At 55.6% G+C, this 19,743-nt stretch carries 14 protein-coding genes and 1 CRISPR repeat array; of the genes, 12 read left to right on the top strand and 2 right to left on the bottom strand.

The window, feature by feature from the left end; all coding sequences use genetic code 11:
* Positions 1 to 64 precede the first annotated feature (64 nt).
* The 12 genes from HMPREF1155_RS07305 (at position 65) to cas2e (ending at position 13,744) form a co-directional block, all read left to right on the top strand.
* Positions 65 to 817 (top strand): 4Fe-4S dicluster domain-containing protein, encoded by a 753-nt coding sequence (locus HMPREF1155_RS07305; protein WP_009079077.1) that lies wholly within the window; start codon positions 65 to 67, stop codon positions 815 to 817.
* Position 818: 1 nt separating this feature from the next.
* The gene (locus HMPREF1155_RS08800) at positions 819 to 1,889 is read left to right on the top strand and encodes a 4Fe-4S binding protein (protein WP_009078951.1); all 1,071 of its coding nucleotides are present in this window, start codon (positions 819 to 821) and stop codon (positions 1,887 to 1,889) included.
* A 74-nt stretch (positions 1,890 to 1,963) separates the two neighbouring features.
* On the top strand, positions 1,964 to 2,947 hold the full coding sequence (locus tag HMPREF1155_RS07295; protein ID WP_039993576.1) for a YafY family protein: 984 nt from the start codon (positions 1,964 to 1,966) through the stop codon (positions 2,945 to 2,947).
* Positions 2,948 to 3,281: 334 nt separating this feature from the next.
* Positions 3,282 to 3,608 (top strand): hypothetical protein, encoded by a 327-nt coding sequence (locus HMPREF1155_RS07290; protein ID WP_009078883.1) that lies wholly within the window; start codon positions 3,282 to 3,284, stop codon positions 3,606 to 3,608.
* Between the two features lie 190 nt (positions 3,609 to 3,798).
* Entirely contained in the window at positions 3,799 to 6,789 is a 2,991-nt protein-coding gene (locus HMPREF1155_RS07285; protein WP_009078987.1) for a CRISPR-associated helicase/endonuclease Cas3, read from the top strand.
* A complete protein-coding gene (gene casA, locus HMPREF1155_RS07280; RefSeq protein WP_009079075.1) occupies positions 6,789 to 8,489 on the top strand; it encodes a type I-E CRISPR-associated protein Cse1/CasA in 1,701 nt (566 codons plus the stop codon). Before HMPREF1155_RS07285 ends, casA begins: the two co-directional genes overlap by 1 nt.
* Positions 8,490 to 8,492: 3 nt before the next feature.
* Positions 8,493 to 9,125 carry a type I-E CRISPR-associated protein Cse2/CasB gene (casB, locus tag HMPREF1155_RS08925; protein ID WP_081501543.1) on the top strand — a complete coding sequence of 211 codons (633 nt, stop codon included), beginning with the start codon at positions 8,493 to 8,495 and terminating at the stop codon, positions 9,123 to 9,125.
* A 30-nt stretch (positions 9,126 to 9,155) separates the two neighbouring features.
* Positions 9,156 to 10,322, top strand: a complete 1,167-nt coding sequence (gene cas7e, locus HMPREF1155_RS07270) for a type I-E CRISPR-associated protein Cas7/Cse4/CasC (RefSeq protein WP_009079081.1) — start codon at positions 9,156 to 9,158, stop codon at positions 10,320 to 10,322.
* Positions 10,303 to 11,097 (top strand): type I-E CRISPR-associated protein Cas5/CasD, encoded by a 795-nt coding sequence (cas5e, locus tag HMPREF1155_RS07265; protein ID WP_039993573.1) that lies wholly within the window; start codon positions 10,303 to 10,305, stop codon positions 11,095 to 11,097. The genes cas7e and cas5e overlap by 20 nt, the downstream gene beginning before the upstream one ends.
* Positions 11,094 to 11,861, top strand: coding sequence for a type I-E CRISPR-associated protein Cas6/Cse3/CasE (cas6e, locus tag HMPREF1155_RS08920; RefSeq protein WP_009079074.1), 768 nt, complete (start codon positions 11,094 to 11,096; stop codon positions 11,859 to 11,861). Before cas5e ends, cas6e begins: the two co-directional genes overlap by 4 nt.
* 3 nt (positions 11,862 to 11,864) lie before the next feature.
* On the top strand, positions 11,865 to 12,866 hold the full coding sequence (gene cas1e, locus HMPREF1155_RS07260; RefSeq protein WP_039993572.1) for a type I-E CRISPR-associated endonuclease Cas1e: 1,002 nt from the start codon (positions 11,865 to 11,867) through the stop codon (positions 12,864 to 12,866).
* A 2-nt stretch (positions 12,867 to 12,868) separates the two neighbouring features.
* Entirely contained in the window at positions 12,869 to 13,744 is an 876-nt protein-coding gene (cas2e, locus tag HMPREF1155_RS07255) for a type I-E CRISPR-associated endoribonuclease Cas2e (protein ID WP_009079101.1), read from the top strand.
* Between the two features lie 43 nt (positions 13,745 to 13,787).
* Positions 13,788 to 15,829: direct repeats of the CRISPR family, unit length 28 nt; unit sequence GTGCTCCCCGCATGCGCGGGGATGATCC.
* A 1,339-nt stretch (positions 15,830 to 17,168) separates the two neighbouring features.
* Here cas2e and HMPREF1155_RS07245 read toward each other — a convergent pair.
* Together HMPREF1155_RS07245 and HMPREF1155_RS07240 are read right to left on the bottom strand one after the other, a co-directional pair.
* Positions 17,169 to 19,307 carry a heavy metal translocating P-type ATPase gene (locus HMPREF1155_RS07245; RefSeq protein WP_009078923.1) on the bottom strand — a complete coding sequence of 713 codons (2,139 nt, stop codon included), beginning with the start codon at positions 19,305 to 19,307 and terminating at the stop codon, positions 17,169 to 17,171.
* A gap of 8 nt (positions 19,308 to 19,315) precedes the next feature.
* Positions 19,316 to 19,633, bottom strand: coding sequence for a DUF6110 family protein (locus HMPREF1155_RS07240; protein WP_009078862.1), 318 nt, complete (start codon positions 19,631 to 19,633; stop codon positions 19,316 to 19,318).
* Positions 19,634 to 19,743: the final 110 nt, after the last annotated feature.

Here is a 19,743-nt window from a genome sequence, read left to right as displayed (position 1 = left end):
GTGCTTCATGGGATTGCGCCGTGCGCGCGTGTTGAACGGCAGTTGAAACAAGAAGGGATTCGACGTGAACGATAAGGAGCTGCGTGCAAACGACCGTCCTGACGAAGACGCCGGCAATCGTGCAGGCTCGGAGGAAAGAAGCATTTTGCGCCGTACGTTTTTCTATGCCATAGGCGGCATTGCTGCGCTTGCGGCCACGGGCGCTGTCGGAGTGGCGCATGGCGAGGGCGATTTGCTGCGGCCTCCGGGAGGCCAAGATGAATCGGCGTTTCTGGCGGGTTGCATCCGTTGCGACAAATGCCGCAGCATCTGTCCTACGAATTGCGTGCGTCCAGGCGTTCTGGAAGATGGCTTCGTAGCGTATCGCACTCCTAAAATCGATTTTCATCGGGGGTATTGCACGTTCTGCAACAAGTGCATCGAGGTATGCCCCATCAAGTGTCTTGCCGCATTCGATCCCGTAGAGAACAAAATCGGTCTGGCCGTTATCGATCGTGCCGAATGCCTTGCCTATAAGGGGTCAGGATGCCAGGTGTGCGTTGACGCGTGTCAGTATGGAGCGATTTCGCTCGACGAAGCCGGACGGCCTGTCGTGAACACCGGACTATGCAATGGTTGCGGTCAATGCGAATACGAGTGTCCAAGCGCATCGTATGGATCGTACTCGGGCTCTGGCGTGCGTGGCATTAACGTTTCGACCGTTGCCGCCGCCGAGGCCGAAGGCGTGGCGGCATATAGTCTTGGAGAGGGCAGCGATGCAGAAATGACCGGTGCGAATCGCATCGCCCATGGCGATTCGTCGGATTCGGGGGCGTAGCATGAGATTCTCCACGAAGCGGGGTATCATCGTCGGACTTGTTTTCGCAAGCGTTCTGGTGGGGCTTGTGATTCATTCCGCTACCGGCACGGAGTCCGCCTTAGGCTGGCGTGATATTGCGATCGTCTGTCCTGTGGGCTTGCTTGAAGTTCTAGCGGGAAGCCGCGGCCTGGCCGTTCATGCGGCGGCGTTGATTGCGATAACGCTCGCGATCGCCTTGGTGTTCGGCAAAGCGTTTTGCAGCTGGGCGTGCCCGACGCAGTTCGTCCGTATAATTTTCGGTTTGAAGTCCAACGGCGATTCTCGTGCTAGGCGTGAGATAGATGCAGAGCAGAGCAGCGATATCGAGGGTTTCTCTGATACACATGCAGCCATAAATTCAGCTACAGGTGAGAGCATAATTACGGAAAAGGGCAATATCGGTGTTTCAGATAATCCTACAGCCATGCTGGACGGAGTGTCGCTTGGTCGCGGGCATGAACATCAGATGCAGTTTATCAAGCGCCCTGCAGTCAAGGGGGCCTGCACATCGCCCGACGTCGGCTTTCGCTCGGTTGCAGCACCGCTGGCTCCTGTGGGTGGAAAGCGCGATGGCCTGCGGTTTGATTCGCGTCACTTCATCCTGTTGGGTGCCGTGGGCAGTTCGTTCGCGTTCGGTTTCCCGGTATTTTGCCTGATATGCCCGGTGGGGCTTGCGTTCGGCATCGTGATCGGAATCTTCAATCTGATTCGCTTCGCCGACGCCACCTGGAGCCTAGTCGTTTTTCCTGCCATTTTGATTTTTGAGCTGGTCGTATTCCGAAAATGGTGCACAGCGCTCTGTCCGATAAGCGCGTTGCTCTCGCTTGTCGGATCGCGCAGTCGAAGGCTGAACCCGAAAGTGGAGGAGTCTCGTTGCCTTCGCCAAAAGGGCATTGATTGCAAGGTATGCGTGACGGAATGCCCCGAGCGCGTCGACCCGCATAGCCTTGATATTCCCGAATGTTCCAAATGCGGCGTCTGCGTGGACAAGTGCCCGGCTCAGGCTATCTCGCTCAAGCTTTCGAGGTTGGTCGCGACTCGTGAGAGGTAGAAGATGATGCGTGCATGAGAGAGCCTGCTATGATGCGGTGCATATCAGCCACGTTTTCAGGAGAGCATCGTGCCATGGCTTGCAACGGCAAAGCGAAAGTGAAAATCCTGTACCTCTTGAAGATTCTGCAAGAAGAGACCGACGCAGCGCACGGTCTGACCATGGCGCAGATCATCGAGAAGCTGGCGGAGTACGGCGTGCCTGCCGAACGCAAAAGCATCTATGACGACATCAAGGCGCTGCGTGAGTTCGACATAGACGTGAAGACGTATCAGCGCAATCCCGTCGAATACGCCATCGAGCGACGTGATTTCACGATCGATGAGCTCATGCTGATGGTCGATGCCATCCAGTCGTGCCGAGCTATCACGGACGGCCAGGCGAAGCTGCTTGTCACGAACATCAAACAGCTTGCGAGCAACCACGAGCAGGTGCTGCTGGATCGCAGGATTCACGTGGAGGGGCGTATCAAGTCGAAGAGCGAAAGCGCGCTTTCCACGGTCGATGCCGTCCATGAGGCTATCCGTCTGCGCTGCAAGATGGATTTCGCCTATCGCAAGATCGGTGTGGACGGCAAGCCGTGCGAGACGAGGGGCGGCAAGAAGCACGAGGTGACGCCGGTGGGTGTTTCCTACGATGACGGTTTCTATTACCTTACTGCATGGAATGAGAGCCATGGGAATCTGACCGAGTACCGTATCGACCGCATGGCGCGCGTGCGCGTGCTCGAGGATGCGCCGGCAACACGCAATGACGAAATCGCTCGCTACCGCCACAACGATTCCAAGGGAGTCATGTTCGGCCGCTTCAACGGCGCCGAGGTTGTGGCGGAGCTTGCCGTCGATGAAGGCAAGGTTGAGATCGTGACCGATCGTTTCGGTAAGGCCGCGACGTTTCCCAAGGCGGGAGAGTCCGAGGCGCGTGTTCGCGTGAAGGTTTGCAAGAGCCAGCAGTTCTTCGGATGGATTGCATCCATGGGCAAGACGGTGCGCATCGTGGGGCCGAAGAGCCTTGTCGAGGAGTATCGCAACTACCTGCGTTCCTTGTTAGAGGAATAGGTCGTGTCTGGAGGAGTAGGCACGCCGTGCTGCGGGCGTTCTTTCGCAGTGCTGCGCCTTGGGGAGCGCCTCGTGGCGAAAACGATGTTGCAGGCGATGTTTCGCCGTATCGTGCCTGTGACATCTCGTGACGAAAAGCGAATACCTGTCCCTATTTATGGACAGGCTCGAACGGACGAACGGGTATCCTGTAGCAATAAAGGGAAAACTGCATCGTTTGTCGAGTGTGGGTGAACGCCGTGGATAGCGGTGGCGAGTTTGTAGGCGAAAAGGGGCGAAGGGACGGATGTCGCACTCGTGGGGCTCGCCTGTCGTGAAGGGATGGAGGACAGGGATGCTGTTCGGCAACGATAAGAAGAAAGAGAATGCTTCCGGAATATTCGTCGGACCTCGTGGGATGACGACGAATGTGTCTGGGAATGTTGCAATCGTGCGCGGTTCGAACGGGCATGACGGCATGTATACCCGTGCCGGTAATACGATCGTCGGACCCCATGGTCGGCTTTACAACATCGTTGGAAGCGGGCCATCAGCCACGATTGTCGGGCCTCATGGAAAGCTCTACAACGTCATAGAAAATGAATCGATGACGACGATTTCAAGCTCCAGCGGGATGCATACCGTTATTCACAACAACGGCGGCGGCGGATTCGTGGTCTAGCGCTTCGGCCTGCGGTAGGAGATCATCCGAGTCGATTCGATTGTTCAAAGTACGCATGCACGACAGGGGTGTCGTTGAGTTGGTTTTGCGTTTCTGCTTGTCGTGTGTAAGCATGAGTCCGCGTTTCTAGATTTGGAACCGAAAAGGACGCATATGTTGTTGAAGATGGGCTTTCGGGAGGCGTTGCCGTATGCTCGATGAAGATGATCTCTGCGAAAGAAGGTGCTTCTTTCCTGAGGAGTTTGAGCGTGTTTCTGAGCGACTTTCGCCGCAAGCTCGAAGCCTGTGGGCTAAAACGGGAAGGGGAGAACAGTCTCATCTCTGGGAACCCCTCTATGTGCATATGGGTGATTCGGGCGAGATCGCTCGTCTTTTGTGGAGCAAATGGCTTCCTCGCACTGTAAAGAAGCTGATTGCTCAAGATCTGAGTGATTCTGCAGCCGAATCGCTCGTTGTCTGGATGGCAAGCGTCCATGATATCGGCAAAGCTACACCGGCTTTCCAATATAAAGTGACCGATAGGGCCGAATCGGTTCGAGAGACGGGTCTTGAGATACCTGCTGGAATCGATAGCAAATCGCATGCTTTTATGGGACAGGTGATTTTAGAAGACTGGCTTCTCGAACGCGCATGGTCGCATCCCAATGTCTTCTCGTGCGTGGTTGGCGGCCACCATGGCGCTCCTCCAGATAGCAGTACTATTCTCGATAACCTTAGGGACAGTCTGTTTCCCAAAGAAGTATTGGGTGAATCGACGTGGACGACGGTTCAGATCGAGTTGCTTGATTACGCATTCGTCCTTTCAGGGGCTTTTAGGCATGAGGAGGAACTCAAAGAACTGGAGCTTCCGCAACATACCCAAGTTTTGCTCACTGCTCTTGTTATCATGTCGGATTGGATTGCCTCGAATGCAGACTTGCTTCCTTTGGTTTCTGGAATTGCATCTACAGCTGATTTTCGTGCGCGAGCAAGGGAGGCTTGGGAACGGCTTGCCCTCCCAGCTGCTTGGGTTCCATCTTTGCGCGGGGAGCCTGCAGAAGCGCGTTTCCATGCGCGGTTCGACAATATTCCTGAAGCTGCGCGACTAAGGCCCGCACAGATTTTGGCGGTCGAAGCGGCTGAGAGTCTCGAAGATCCTGGTCTCATCATCATCGAAGCGCCGATGGGTAACGGCAAGACGGAAGCATCGCTGCTGTGCGCCGAAATTCTTGCAGAGAAGTTTGGAAGCGGAGGTATCGCTTATTTGCTGCCGACCATGGCGACTTCGAATGCGATGTTCTCTCGGGTCGAAAACTGGTTGAGCCATATGGCTGATGCTGATGGGTCCAGTCACCAGTCGATGCAGCTGCTTCATAGCAAATCGGCGCTTAACAAGGATTTCGCTAGTCTTAGAACATGGAATCATACATGGATGGGCGATGAACGAAATCAGCAAAGAAGCAAGAATCCCAATGATGAAAATATTATCGCGCATCAATGGTTCGGAGGCAGGAAGCGTGGTCTGCTTGCGTCGTTCGTGGTTGGTACGGTTGATCAGCTTCTGATGGCCGCACTGAAAGCGAAGCATGTCCAGCTGCGCCATTTAGGGCTGGCTGGGAAGGTTGTGGTTATCGACGAAGTCCATGCCTACGATGCCTATATGAGCGTATACCTCGATCGTGTGATGACTTGGCTCGGCGCTTATAGAGTGCCGACGGTGCTGCTCTCGGCTACTTTGCCGCCGCAACGGCGCAAGCAGTTGATTCGTGCGTATCGAGGGAAAGATGCGCGGTCAACAGGCAGGCCTTCGAAAAGAAGGCTTATCGACCCGCCACGTCGGGCGACGGGGAAGCCCGCTTACCCTCTCGTTACTGTAAGTGGGCGCGATTTGGACTCGGAAAGATATTGTGACTGTGAGGTTGCGAGTCGAGGAACCGATGTCGAGATATCGTTTCTTTTGGACGGGGATGACGATTTACTTGCGACGTTGCGTGACAGGTTGTCCGATGGGGGTTGTGCTTGCGTCTTGCGAGATACGGTTTCGCGGGCTCAAGAAACATACGAGTTTCTTAAAACTGCAATGGATGCCGAGGTGCGACTTGTGCACTCTCGTTTCATTGCGGCAGATCGCTTGAGCAACGATGCCGAGCTTCTGAAATTGCTTGGACCTAATGCGTCCAGGCGGCCTCGGTCGCTAGTTGTTGTCGGTACTCAGGTTATTGAGCAGTCGCTCGACATAGATTTCGATTTTATGATTACCGATATAGCTCCTATCGACTTGCTGCTGCAGCGCATGGGACGTTTGCATAGGCACCAGCGTGGCGAAGGACAGTCTGAGCGCTCAGCGAAACTAAGGACGGCGCAGTGTTTCATAACGGGGTCGAAAGATTGGTCGGTCGAACCTCCCGAGTTCGATAAGGGCATCATAGCTGTGTACCATCCTGCACTTTTGCTTCGGACGATTTTGGCGTTAAAGGTTAGATGCGATGGCATGGGGGGTTCTAGAGTCAATCTTCCGCATGATATTGCGGGGCTTGTGGAGGCGGTATACGAAGGGCTGGAGCCCGGTTCGAACGATTTCCTACTTGACGGATTGAAAGACGACGCTTGGCGTGATGCATTGCTTGAGGCGCAGGATGATCTGCGTCAATATCGTATGAGTCAAGAGAGCAAAGCGAGTAATTGGCTTTTGGGTAAAGAGCGCACTAAGCCTGGGAAAGCATTTGACCTCGTCGGTTGGCTGGGAAACAGGTTTTCCATATCCGACGAGGAGACGGGTCGTGCCGCCGTTCGGGACAGCCAAGAATCACTCGAAGTGGTTGCGCTGCATTGCGATGCTGGGAACCTATCTGTCTTTCCTTGGGTGGCGCTGCAGGAGGAAGTAGAGGAGAAATATACAGCGTTGGGCGATGGAACGACGGCACCTGACGACCGTGCGGCCCGTCTTGCGGCTACGTGCACGGTGCCTCTTCCACCCCTTCTTACCAAGCCTTGGCGGATAGCAGGGATTGTCAGCGCCCTTGAATCGGCGACGAATGTATCTGGGTGGCAAGAATCTCGATGGCTCAAAGGTCAGCTCCCGCTTGTTTTTGACCGGAATGGAGTTGCGGTCGTCGATTGCGAAAGGGCGCGATATCATCTCGGTTATTCAAGGGAGCTGGGGTTAAGGTTGCTTGAAATAGAGCATAAGGAGGTTGAGTAGTGAGCGAGGATGTCCATTTTAACCTGGTAGATGAGCCTTGGATTCGCGTTCGAGATATGAGGGGAATTTCGCGCGAACTTTCACTTTGGGATTTATTTGCTTGTGCGGGAGAGTTGAAATGCCTGGCGAATGATTTGCCTACCCAGGACATTGCGATTCTCAGACTGTTGCTCGCGATATTGCAGCGTTCCCTTTCTCCCAGCCTCGATGAAGACGATGACCCTGCGGAGGTATGGGCCAGACTATGGGAGGCCGATACGCTGCCGGTCGAAGAGATACACAGCTATTTGGAGAAATGGCGTCATCGTTTTGATTTGCTCGATAAGAATGAACCGTTTATGCAGATAGCAGGGTTGGTACGGAGTAACGATGCGATCAAGGACGAGGATGGCGAACCATACCTTAAGCGCATCATCGCGGATGTGCCGAGCCGTCGGAACAGACGACTTTTTTCAGTTCGAATGGGCGAGGGAATTAATAGACTATCTTATGCGGAAGCTGCTCGCTGGCTCATCCATGTGCATTCTTTTGATACCGGTGGTCCCAAGAATGCTGCGAAGGGAGACTCCTCTGACGTAATAAAAAAGGAGGGTAGGTCGTACCCAGGTGGAACGGGATGGTTGGGCCGCATAGGGTGCTTATATTTTGAGGGATCGACTATAAAAGAGACCTTAATCCTAAATTTTGTACCACTGTATCGCAATGAGATCGATTCTCTTTTTTCCGAAAATGATCTCCCTATCTGGGAACGCAGGCAGAGGTGCGTTTCCGATGGGCATGAGCCACGGGTCCTTCCCGACGGGAGGGCCGATTTGTATACATGGCAATCTCGCTGGGTCAACTTTTCTCATGAAGATGGCATGATAACCAACGTTGTGCTGTCGGCTGGAGATCTGCTGTCCGTCGAAGCTGCTGAGCTCTACACGGTGGAAAACATGACTAGTTGGAAAGAGGGAACCTCAAAGAGTAAGTCTTCTGCGCCGAAATTGATTCCGGTGCATTTTGATTCCGACAAGGCGCTATGGCGTGGACTGAATGCAGTCTTTGCGCAAAATTGCAGTAATAAGGATCCGGCTTGTCATCTATCCGGTACCGCAGTGTGGTTGAGGCATCTCTCAAGCAATAATGGAGGAAGGGCTATTAGTAAAGAATACTTATTGAATGTACACGCCGTTGATTTTAAATACGACGACAGCCAATCATCCTCGTATCATTCCATGGTTGACGATAAGCTCGAGATGAGCTCCTATTTGCTGTCGCCCGAAGGTGCTCCTCTGGTTAATTTCGCCTGTAGGTGTGTTGAAAAGACAGAAGAGGCTGTTAAGACGCTAGGTAGCCTTGCGGTAAATCTGTATTTGGCGTCGGGTGGAGATAGCGAAAGCTCATTGGGGGTTCGCGAAGCGGCGAAGTCTAGAGCATTCTTTGAAATCGATCGTTTATTTCGGGTTTGGTTTTCAGCATTGGGATCTCAGACAAATGCAGAAGCGGCGCGTGCTGGATGGTATGCGCAATTGCGCGATGTTTTGATGAGGCTCGCTCAAGAACTGATTGGCGAAGCTGGTCCTGCGGCAGTGCGAGGATCGCAATTGAAGAACAAAAAAGATTGGATGACGGCAGGAAAAGCCGAGGCACGGTTCTATGCGACGCTCGATTGCATTTTGTCTTGTGGAAGCAAAGAGGAGAAAGTAAAGGAGGGATGAGTAATGCAGGAGACGAGGGAAGTAGCGAGTAACGAGATTCGAAACTTTGTTTCTGGCAAGGTCTGTAGGCTTCAGACAAGCTACCTTTCTGTATCTGACAAATCCACAGGTGCACGACGGCTCTCAGCATTGCGACATGCTATTGCCAAGGAGCCAGGTTCGTCGGCGGATATATGGGATATCGAGATTGGTGGGCTTCGGGCTGATCTTGTTGGCAAGGATGATCGTCCCTCAAGCGCGGAGCGGGCCGTACATGGCGCATTAACGTTGTATGCATTCCATCAACAGTCGAAAAGCAATCCTATGCATGTTTCCGGCAGAGAACATGGCCTTGGCTGCGCTATGCGAGATCTGGTTCAGCAAGATAAGAATCATTATCGTAATCGAGCTGAAGAAGAGCTGCCTCGCCGCTTCGCCGCTCTGGTAACTGCTGAATCGATGCCAGAGATGCTGCATTATCTTCGACAACTGATTCAGCAGCTTAGATCTGCCGGAATTCCGCTCGACTACGGCTTGCTGGCAGCCGATCTCTATCGGTTGCAAAATCCCTATCAGGCTGATTCCGTTCGACGAATATGGGGACGTGAATTCGCATATCGTAGGAAACCAGCGTCGGCAGAAGACAATCAGAGCTAATCGACAGCCATCGTCAAGAAAGGTGTCATCATGAGCAACAAGCCTCTTTATATCGATATCCATATTCTTCAATCCGTGCCGCCTAGCAACATCAATCGCGATGATACGGGCAGTCCGAAAACGGCTAAGTTCGGCGGGGTGACCCGCGCTCGTGTCTCGAGCCAAGCATGGAAGAAAGCGACGCGCGATTTGTTTCCGGACTATCTTGATGAGGATAAACTTGCGTACAGAACCAAGCATGTGGTTGGTCTCATCTCTGATGCAATCCGAGAAAGAATGCCTGAAGTTAGTGAAGGTGACGCAATCGAAAAGGCAAAAGAGGTTTTGGTTGCGTTAGGCTTCAAGCTCAAGAAAGAGGAAAACGAATATCTTGTTTTCATTGGCACGCTGCAGATCGGCAAGCTTGCAAAGCTCGCCATTCAAGCGTTGAGAGATGGGGAAAAAGTTGACAAAAAGGAAGCTAAGAAGATTCTTGACGTAAAGAGGTCTCCAGCCTTAAATGCTGTCGATATCGCCATGTTCGGACGTATGGTCGCCGATGCTCCTGATCTGAATGTCGATGCTTCCGTTCAAGTCGCTCATGCGATCAGCGTATCCAGTGCAGAAACGGAATTCGATTATTTTACGGCGCTCGATGACAAGGCTCCTGAGGATAATGCCGGCGCAGCCATGATCGAGACAACTGAGTTCACATCGGCGATGTTCTATCGTTACGCAAATGTGGACGTCTTTCATTTATGCGAAAATCTAGGCTCTCCCGATGCGGCGACTGGAGGCATAAACGCCTTCTTGAAATCATTCGTCAAGTCTATGCCGACGGGAAAGCAAAACTCTTTCGCCAATAGGACCTTGCCTTCAGCCGTCATCATCCAGCTGCGTGATTCGCAACCGGTTAGTTTGGTGAACTCCTTCGAACGACCCGTGGTTGCCCTGAGGGATAAAAGCCAGCTTACGAATGCAGCCGAAGCGCTTGTTGCTCAAGAGAAAGCCATCGACGAGGCGTTTGGTGTGACTCCGCAGCATACATTTGTGGTGACTGCATCGTCTGACGCCTCTGTGTTGAAAGAGCTTGCTGATGGTGATCCGATGGGGCTGGATGACGCCGTCGATCAAATCGTCGCTTTCTGCAGTGACTACTTGTCCGAATGCGGCTTCCGTGACGAAGAGCGTGAGCAAAATGACAGTCTTACTGCTTAAGTTGGCAGCACCGTTGCAGTCATGGGGCGCAAGCAGCCGTTTTACCGAGCGGACCACTCGTCATGAGCCTTCGAAAAGCGGGGTGATAGGTTTGCTTGCGGCCGCGCTCGGTCGTCGGCGAGAGGATCCTGTCGACGACCTTGCTGTCCTGCGGTTCGCGGTGCGTGTCGATCAGCCGGGCAGTTTCATGCGCGATTTCCAAACTGAACACACACGGAAATGGGATTCTGATACAAGGAGGTTTGTTTTCAACGAGAGCCTCTCTCTGTCTAAGCGTGATTATCTCTCGGATGCGGTCTTTGTGGCTGCTCTTGAGGGGGATGAAGACTTGCTTGCCGAATGTGCAGAAGCCCTTCACCATCCTGCGTTCCCGTTGTTTTTAGGACGGCGTTCGTGTCCACCTTCAACCCAAGTGTACCTCGGTTTGGTGGATAGCCCTATGATGGAGGCACTTGCGGACGTCCCCTGGCAGGCAACCGAGCGACATTGGAACTATGCCTATCGGTTCAGGGGTGATAAACCGAAGGAAACGGTTGAACTGAAGGTTGTGTACGAGGCGACTGAAGAGCAGGCCGCGTGCACTTTGAGCGAAACGGTTCGCGATGTGCCTCTGAGCTTTTCTCAACTTAAACGCGAATACGGATGGCGAACGGAGGCAACCATGCGTATGGCAGTAAAGAATCCATTTTGGCCTTTCGACGATGGACGACCAACCAGTACTTCGATAGCTTCCGAACATGATCCGTTCGCGATCTTGGAAGAAGGATCCGAATGATGTATCTCACACGTTTTCCCATAAACAAAACTCGGAGAGATGCACGTAGATTGCTTGCATCCCCTTATCAGATGCATGCGGCCATTGCCGGTAGCTTTCCTATGGCTCATTGTTCGGATCCCGGCAAGGGGAGAGTCCTTTGGCGCGTCGATGCCTCCGAGGATGGTTCGGCACGACTCTATATCGTGAGTCCCGACAAGCCGAGTTTGGTTGGATTGGACGAGCAAATCGGTTGGCCTGACTTGCCTCAGCAATGGGAGACGAGAAGCTACGATACGTTTCTTTCTCGTATCGAGATAGGGCAAGAGTATGCATTTCGGCTTTTTGCAAATCCAGTTTTGAGTCGAAGCACGAGAGGAGGGCGCGCTGTTCCTCGAAACGAAAAGGGGAAACCGAAGCGAATAGGTCATTTGACCGTCCTGCAGCAGGCAGCATGGCTTATCGGGAAAGATGCTTATCTCGGTTCTGGCTTAGAGGTTCCCGAGCTGTTTGCGCATCAAGAGTGGAATCGAGCCCAGCGAAACGGATTCGAGGTTCTTACGAATCTCGATGGTACCGCACGGCTTATTGTTTCTCATTCAGGTAAACAGAAGTTGCGGAGTGGGCGAGAATCACGTCTCATAACTTTGAGCACGGCTCAGTTCGATGGATTCTTGCGTGTTTCCGATCCTGATCTCTTGCGTTCGGCCCTTGTGAACGGAATCGGGCATGCGAAGGGGTTCGGTTGCGGTCTCTTGACCCTTGCACCTACGGTGGTTAGATGAATCATGGCGTGCATTCCCGGTATCCAGAAGCCAGATTTGCATGCGCTTCCTACCATCAAGGAGCGCATAACATTTCTTTACGTTGAGCACTGCCTTATCAATCGGCAAGATGGTGCGGTAACTATTACCGATGCACGGGGAACCGCCTATGTGCCTGCAGCATCTCTGGGTGTTTTGATGCTTGGTCCAGGAACGAATGTTTCTCATCGGGCCATGGAGTTATTGGGGGATGCAGGCGCAAGCATCGTCTGGGTGGGGGAGCGAGGCGTGAGGTATTATGCTCACGGCAGGCCGCTCACCCATTCGTCTCGTTTGGTTGTTAGGCAAGCTGAACTCGTCTCCAATAAGCGGAAACGCTTAGCTGTGGCTCGCGCGATGTATCAGATGCGTTTTCCCGGCGAGAATGTATCTCATTTGACCATGCAGCAGTTGCGCGGTCGTGAAGGATCGCGCATTCGTTCGCTCTATCGCAGGTTATCCGAGGAATTTAAGGTTCCTTGGAAGGGCAGGGAATACAATCCAGATGATTTCGAGGATGCAACGTCCATCAATCAGGCTCTTTCTGCTGCCCATGTTTGTCTGTACGGTGCGGTGCATAGCGTGATCGTTGCTCTAGGATGTTCGCCTGCGCTAGGGTTCGTCCATATGGGGCACGAGAGGTCATTCGTTTACGATATCGCCGATCTATATAAAGCGGAGGTCACCATCCCCATCGCATTTCAAGTGGCTTCAGAAGTCGAGGGAGACGTTGGAGCGACTACCAGAAGAAGGGTTCGCGATGCGTTCCTAGACGGAAGGATTATGGAACGGGTGGCGAGAGATGTAAGAAGGCTGCTTCTCAATAGTGATGATTCGGTCGATGGGCTGGATGAGATTGATTTCGACACAATGCTGTTATGGGATGAGCGCGATTCTGCAGTACGCTTCGGCGTTTCGTATGGTCGGGAATACGATGCATCGATAACGGTCGAAGTCGAGAACAATGGCAGTCTGGTTGGAGTTTAAGAATGGTTGTCATTACGCTTGAGAAATGCCCTCTTGCATTGCGAGGGGATTTGACCAAGTGGCTTCAAGAAATAAGCATGGGGGTGTATGTCGGGCAAGTTAGTGCTCGCGTGCGCGATAGACTATGGGAGCGCGTGTGCAAGGAATGCAAGAGCGGCCGAGCAACGATGGTCTATTCGGTTCGCAATGAGCAGCGATATGACTTTCGTATTCACAACACTACATGGGAGCCCATTGATTTTGACGGCCTAAAGCTCATGATGAGGCCGAGTTCTGCAAGGACGAAGTCGCTGGGGAAGAAGCGCCTGGGATGGAGCGAGGCATCCCGCTTCTCGAAGAAAAAAGGCAGGAAGCCAAATAGAGATTTCGAACTGCCAAGTGAATATGTGGTCGTCGATATTGAGACGACGGGTCTTAACCCTAACAAGGACGAGATAATCGAGCTTGCCGCCATTCGAGTGCGCGGAGGAAGAGAAACCGATGCTTTTCAATGCCTGGTTCGTTGCGGGGGAGAGCTGTCCGACGCAATCGCCAAATTGACCGGGTTGAGCCATAGCAGACTGATGGCCGAGGGCCTGATACTAGAAAATGCGCTCACGAATTTTTTAGAATTCGTGAGCGACGATCTAATTGTTGCCCACAATGCCGAATTCGATATCGGGTTCATTCAGTCTGCTTGTGAAGAGCTTGATTGGGATGATTTTGACAATGATTATCTTGATACGCTTGCATTGGCTAGGAAGAAGTTGCCGCAAATATCGGATCATCGGCTGAGTTCTTTAGCTGAACGCCTGCACCTTGAAAATAGACAACCTCACAGGGCACTTTCCGATTGTAGATTGACGCATTGCCTTCTTGTTAAACTGAATGAAAACTGATTTAGTATTAACGATGGGCTATATTGAACTGGGATGATTTAGTGTGCTCCCCGCATGCGCGGGGATGATCCCGGACGGGTACGACGATACGCGATCGTACGACAGTGCTCCCCGCATGCGCGGGGATGATCCTGCCTGCTACGGCATGGCCGCGCAGGACCCCGTGTGCTCCCCGCATGCGCGGGGATGATCCTGAGCATGCGGGGAATCGACATATCGAACTGGAGTGCTCCCCGCATGCGCGGGGATGATCCTTTGTCTTTGAGCGAATCGAGGTCATCGCCCTCGTGCTCCCCGCATGCGCGGGGATGATCCCGAGGATCATATCTATCAGCGTATCGCGTACGAGTGCTCCCCGCATGCGCGGGGATGATCCTCGTATTCCTCGCCCGAGAGCTTCCCGTGCTCGGTGCTCCCCGCATGCGCGGGGATGATCCCTCCTCCTTTGGTTGTCGGACACGTTCATACTAGTGCTCCCCGCATGCGCGGGGATGATCCCTTTTTTTGATCGGCAGGATGGACATTAAGCCCGTGCTCCCCGCATGCGCGGGGATGATCCTTGCAGGGTCTTGCCGCCTGGTGCCGACACGAAGTGCTCCCCGCATGCGCGGGGATGATCCCGGCTTAAGACCAATTACAAGACCAGCGTCCGCGTGCTCCCCGCATGCGCGGGGATGATCCCGAACGTTCCGCCGGTAGAAATGAAACCGAACAGTGCTCCCCGCATGCGCGGGGATGATCCCTTCGGCGAGGTATGCGCCTGTCTCGAAGAGGAGTGCTCCCCGCATGCGCGGGGATGATCCCTCCGCCGACCAGATGGCCGCGTTCTGCAACAAGTGCTCCCCGCATGCGCGGGGATGATCCCTTCTCCAGGGCCGAGACCTGCCTCTCGCTCGCGTGCTCCCCGCATGCGCGGGGATGATCCCGCCTGCTACGGCATGGCCGCTCAGGACCCTGTGTGCTCCCCGCATGCGCGGGGATGATCCCATATCCTTGGCTATGGCACGCACGGTGTATGGGTGCTCCCCGCATGCGCGGGGATGATCCCTGGGTTTTCTGCACGAAGAAGCCCATGATCACGTGCTCCCCGCATGCGCGGGGATGATCCCACCAACGATTCGCATGAGTGCTTCCGCCCCTAGTGCTCCCCGCATGCGCGGGGATGATCCCGTGCCGACGTCGTGCAGAGAGCGCGTATCGTCGTGCTCCCCGCATGCGCGGGGATGATCCCGGGTAGTCGACGGCGGGCACGTCGCCGTAGTAGTGCTCCCCGCATGCGCGGGGATGATCCCAGCGCGACCGCGCCCTCCACGAGCACGGGGATGTGCTCCCCGCATGCGCGGGGATGATCCTTTATCTTTGAGCGAATCAAGGTCTTCGCCCTCGTGCTCCCCGCATGCGCGGGGATGATCCTACTTTGCGCTTTTTCACGGCAAAAACGTCCTGGTGCTCCCCGCATGCGCGGGGATGATCCCGAGAATCGCATCAACCGCGCCCGCTCGATCGCGTGCTCCCCGCATGCGCGGGGATGATCCCTACTGCATGTACCAGAACGCCAACTACGGAACGTGCTCCCCGCATGCGCGGGGATGATCCCGATCTCTCAGACCTTCCAGAAGAGTTTTTTCGGTGCTCCCCGCATGCGCGGGGATGATCCCGGTCGCCGGCGTGTCCAAAAAGTACGGCGCCCGTGCTCCCCGCATGCGCGGGGATGATCCCGTGTCAATCGCGTGAAAGTCGTGCACGGCATGGTGCTCCCCGCATGCGCGGGGATGATCCCGCCTGATGGAACGATGGCTATCAGAGAAAGGGGTGCTCCCCGCATGCGCGGGGATGATCCCGGGGTCACATATGCGGCTATGACCGACGATAGGTGCTCCCCGCATGCGCGGGGATGATCCCATCAACGTCCTCGTAGCTAATCCATCCGTCGAGTGCTCCCCGCATGCGCGGGGATGATCCCGTACGCGGTGGTCTCGCCCTCGTAGCGCTGGAGTGCTCCCCGCATGCGCGGGGATGATCCCGTCTTGGTGTTGTCTCGCCGCATTCCCATGCGGTGCTCCCCGCATGCGCGGGGATGACCCCAGGTACGGGCATTTCTCGGCGAGGGCCTTGACGTCGACGCCTTCGAGCGTCCCGTCGTCGGCGAGCTTCGCCCCGGTCATGTCGATATGGGCCATCGCGGCCTGCGCGTCTACGCATCCGCCCGTGAGCAGCTCGTGCTCCACGGCCCATCTCTTCGCCTCGTCGGCGTGGCGGGCAATGACGGCCTCGAGGTCGTCGGCGGCCTTGGCAGCGGCGCCTTTCGCGTCCCCGTCGTTCCCTGCGGGGGTCTGCGGCGCGATGGCGCGCAGCGACTCCATGATCGGGGTGAGCTGCTTGCCCATCTGCTCGCTCACGATGCGCGCGATCTGCTGCTCCTGGCTGGGCTGCCCCGCCCCTTTGCTGCTGCCCTTGGGCCGATCCCTGGCCCTCGCCTTCTCCGTGCATGCCTGCTCCTGTCTCGTCGAGTTTGTTTCGGGCTTCACTGCCCGCTGGCGTCGTCGCTCTGCGCTCGCGGCCCGCGCGATGTCCGTGGGCCTCTGCGCTCGGCCCGTGCGATGATGAGATGATGCTGCGCGCGTCACCCGGGCACGAAAAAGCCCCGCCGGAGCGGGGCCTGGATGATCGCTATTCGGTTGGATTGCTTATGAGGCTATTCGGTTAGATTTCTAAGCCTTGGTCCGCATTCGGAGCGGAGCAGCCCGATCTCCTTCTTGAGCTCTTCCGGGGCGTCGGGTAGCGGATCGAGGTTCTCGTCGAAGAATGCGGAAAACACATAATCGGCTCCATGCTTCTCAAGAAGCTTGCGGAAGAATGGAGCTTCCGGCAAGATTCGCGATATTACGAGAGCCTCCTTCTTAATTCTTCCATGACATATGGTATGAACTGGGATTTTCCTATCTCGCCATTATACGCCAGCTCTACGCACACGGCCAGGCCTTCTGGGTGCAGGGTCGATGGGTCTCCTGTTACGGTAGCCTCCTGTTTTGGATGAAGAGACGCGGATTCGATGGCCCTGTCCAATTTCAGTCTCGATTTTTCCGCAGCAAACCTATCGGTGTTCATCTTCCTGAGCGCGGTGCACCCCGCATGCGCGGGGATGGTTTTCTGTCAAGGATAGCCGTCGACGTATCGGAGGATCCGAGCCTGACTTATGGCGAAGCAGCAAGTTATACTGCGCACTCGATATGGCGCAATGGATTCGATGAAGCTCTTCATAACGGAAGGCTTTCTCGGATAAAGCCCATGCGTCTGGAGAGAGACAAATAGAGCCGAACTCGTGTCGCGATGGCGTCACAAGTTCGGCTTCATGAATTAATTGTACCGCATCGGGGTGTGGCGGAGCGGAGATGGGTGTGCTGTAAAGAAGTCTGCCCAAACCTCACGCGATAGGATGGTCGATATCCACGCGCTTAGTCTCCTTGGGCAGATAGCGACGGGTGTTGAGGGCGGAAAGCGCAATCGTCGTGCCGTTGTGGAGCAGCGAGCCCAGCGTCGGCTTGATCGCTCCGATGATTCCGAGCGCGATGAGCAGCGTGTTCACCGCAATTGCCGTGTTGTAGCCGTGTCGCATGCGCCTGTCGAGCATGCGTGAGAGCCTCCGCAGCTCCACGAGCGATTCCAAATCATCGGAGAGCAGGGCGATATCGGCCGCCTCGCGCGCTATGGAGCTGCCCGCCTTCATCGCGATGCTCACGTGCGAGACGGAAAGCGCAGGAGAGTCGTTGACGCCGTCTCCCACCATGCACACTTTGCGTCCGGCATTCTGCAGCTCTTGGATGATCGCGTACTTGTCCTCGGGGAGCAGATCCGCACGATATTCGGTGATTCCGCATTCCCGCGCGATGCGCTCGGCGCTCTTGCGGTTGTCTCCAGTGAGCATGATCACGTGTTCGAAACCCTCTTCGTGGAGCTCCTCGATTACGCGCCTGGCGGTTCTCTTCAGCGGGTCCTTGATGTAGATGACGCCGCGCAGCCGGCGGTCGACCGACAGAAACAGCGGCGACATCCCCGCGGCGTGCGCGTGTATCTCATCGAGCTCATCTGCTGTGACGACGACCTGCTCCTGCTCGATGACGAAGCGTTCGCTGCCGAGCACGACGCGCTTGCCCCGAAGCGAGCTTACGATGCCGTGCGCGACGATATATTCGACGCCCGCATGCTCCTCACGATGCTCGAGGCCCTCTTCGAACGCCTTGTTGACCACGGCGCGCGCCAGCGGATGCGGAAAATGCTCTTCCAGGCAGGCGGCGAGCCTCAATGCCTCGTCTCTGCTCCATCCGCCATACGCCACGACGCTTTCCACCTCAGGGGCGGACGTCGTGAGCGTCCCGGTCTTGTCGAAGACGATGGTGTCGGCCTCGGCCATATGATCGAAGTAACGCGATCCCTTCACTACGAAACCATGCTGCGCGCTCTCGCGTTGCGCCGTCATGACCGCGATGGAGCCGGTAAGCCTCAGGGCGCACGAGTAATCGACCATGAGCGCTCCCGACACCTTGGACAAGTTGCGCGTCACGAGCGCGACGGTGCCGGCCAGGAGGAAATTCCACGGCACGAGCGCGTCGGCCATCTGTTCGACATGACGCTGATCGGACGACTTGAGCGATTCGGACTGCTCGACCATCGTGATGATATTGCGCAGCTTGCTGGCATGGGGATCGTCTTCCACCCGCACGAAGATCTCGCCCTCTTCAAGCGCGGTTCCCGCATAGACCGTGTCGCCGACCTCGCGGGTGACGGCGAGCGGCTCGCCGGTGAGCGAGCTTTGGTTGACCGCGGCGGCGCCCCGTATGACGGTGCCGTCGACGGGAACCTGCTCGCCAAGTCGGACGACGATGACATCGCCGATATGCAGGTCCGCAATCTCGACATCGCGCTCGTCGCCCGATTCGAAGGCGCGCCGCGCCTTGCTCGGAATCGTGAGCAGGGAACGGATCAGACCGCTTTCGCTGCGGCGATGCGTATAGTTTTCGAGCGCATCATCGGCATTGAGAAGGAGCATGATATTCGAGGACGTGTCGGGTTTGCCCTGCAGAAGCCCCAAGGTGATCGCGGCCGCATCAAGCACGGGAACATCCAAACGCTTATTCAGAAGCGACTTGAGTCCCAGCGTCCAGAAAGGAATGGAGCTGATGATGGTCCAGACGAGCCGCAAGGGGCGGGGGAGGAGGACGCGCCTGAGAAGCTGCAAGACGAGCATCGTCGCAACGCTGCTGATGAGGTGGCGGGGACGCGGTGCCAAGGCGATGGAATCCGCAGGCTCCCATTGCTTTATCTCGGAATAGGAAAGGGCGTCCATCTTCTCGATGACGCGTCTGCGCGCATCGCGCAATTCCCGCTTCGTGGCAGCGCGGTATGTTATCGCGAGGTATCCTGCCTTGGGATAGGCGTCCGCGCGTTTTACGGAATCGAGCTGGCTGAACAGCTCCTCAAAAGCGACGGCATCCGTCTCGGGAATCTTGCCGCGCAGGTCGAATCGGATGCGTCCTGGAGTCTCATGTGCGATGAGGTACCGCATGACGCACGCTATTTCTTCGCCGCGTGTTTCGTCGCCGTCTCGGGGGTCGCGCTCGGCGTGGCGGACGGTTCTTCTTCCGAGCTTGCCTCGTCGGAGGGAGCGTCGTCGAAGGGGACATCATCACCGTTTTTGGCGTATTCGGCTTCTGCCATCAGGTCGTCGAACTCCGCCTTGGCCTCATCGACCAACGTGCTGGCAGTCTCCCTCACTTGCATGCCGCCTACCAGCGCATCCACGTAGAGCTGCTTCGCGGGCTTGCTCTTGAGCACCTTGAGGCCCGCTGTTCCGATCAAGACGCCGATGCCGACAAGCCATGCAGGATGCATAGTGTCCTCCTAACCTTGCCGTGCGTTTCGCTCCGCAGTTAGATAGTTAGTATAAACTAACTATCTTTTAAAGCCAGGCTCGCCCCAACGCGATTGTCCGCTCAATGAGG

It is taken from the genome of Slackia sp. CM382, assembly GCF_000293015.1.
Lineage (GTDB): Bacteria > Actinomycetota > Coriobacteriia > Coriobacteriales > Eggerthellaceae > Slackia > Slackia exigua.
The sequence above is the reverse complement of the archived record's forward strand: the minus strand, read 5'-3'. Positions and strand labels throughout refer to the sequence as shown.

Excerpts from the sequence above, each read along its gene's own strand:
- casB (WP_081501543.1), top strand. The coding sequence starts at position 8,493 with ATGCAGGAGACGAGGGAAGTAGCGAGTAACGAGATTCGAAACTTTGTT.
- HMPREF1155_RS07295 (WP_039993576.1), top strand. The coding sequence starts at position 1,964 with ATGGCTTGCAACGGCAAAGCGAAAGTGAAAATCCTGTACCTCTTGAAG.
- HMPREF1155_RS07285 (WP_009078987.1), top strand. The coding sequence starts at position 3,799 with ATGCTCGATGAAGATGATCTCTGCGAAAGAAGGTGCTTCTTTCCTGAG.
- cas5e (WP_039993573.1), top strand. The coding sequence starts at position 10,303 with ATGACAGTCTTACTGCTTAAGTTGGCAGCACCGTTGCAGTCATGGGGC.
- cas7e (WP_009079081.1), top strand. The coding sequence starts at position 9,156 with ATGAGCAACAAGCCTCTTTATATCGATATCCATATTCTTCAATCCGTG.
- HMPREF1155_RS07245 (WP_009078923.1), bottom strand. The coding sequence starts at position 19,307 with ATGCGGTACCTCATCGCACATGAGACTCCAGGACGCATCCGATTCGAC.
- HMPREF1155_RS07290 (WP_009078883.1), top strand. The coding sequence starts at position 3,282 with ATGCTGTTCGGCAACGATAAGAAGAAAGAGAATGCTTCCGGAATATTC.
- cas2e (WP_009079101.1), top strand. The coding sequence starts at position 12,869 with ATGGTTGTCATTACGCTTGAGAAATGCCCTCTTGCATTGCGAGGGGAT.
- cas6e (WP_009079074.1), top strand. The coding sequence starts at position 11,094 with ATGATGTATCTCACACGTTTTCCCATAAACAAAACTCGGAGAGATGCA.
- HMPREF1155_RS08800 (WP_009078951.1), top strand. The coding sequence starts at position 819 with ATGAGATTCTCCACGAAGCGGGGTATCATCGTCGGACTTGTTTTCGCA.
- cas1e (WP_039993572.1), top strand. The coding sequence starts at position 11,865 with ATGGCGTGCATTCCCGGTATCCAGAAGCCAGATTTGCATGCGCTTCCT.
- HMPREF1155_RS07240 (WP_009078862.1), bottom strand. The coding sequence starts at position 19,633 with ATGCATCCTGCATGGCTTGTCGGCATCGGCGTCTTGATCGGAACAGCG.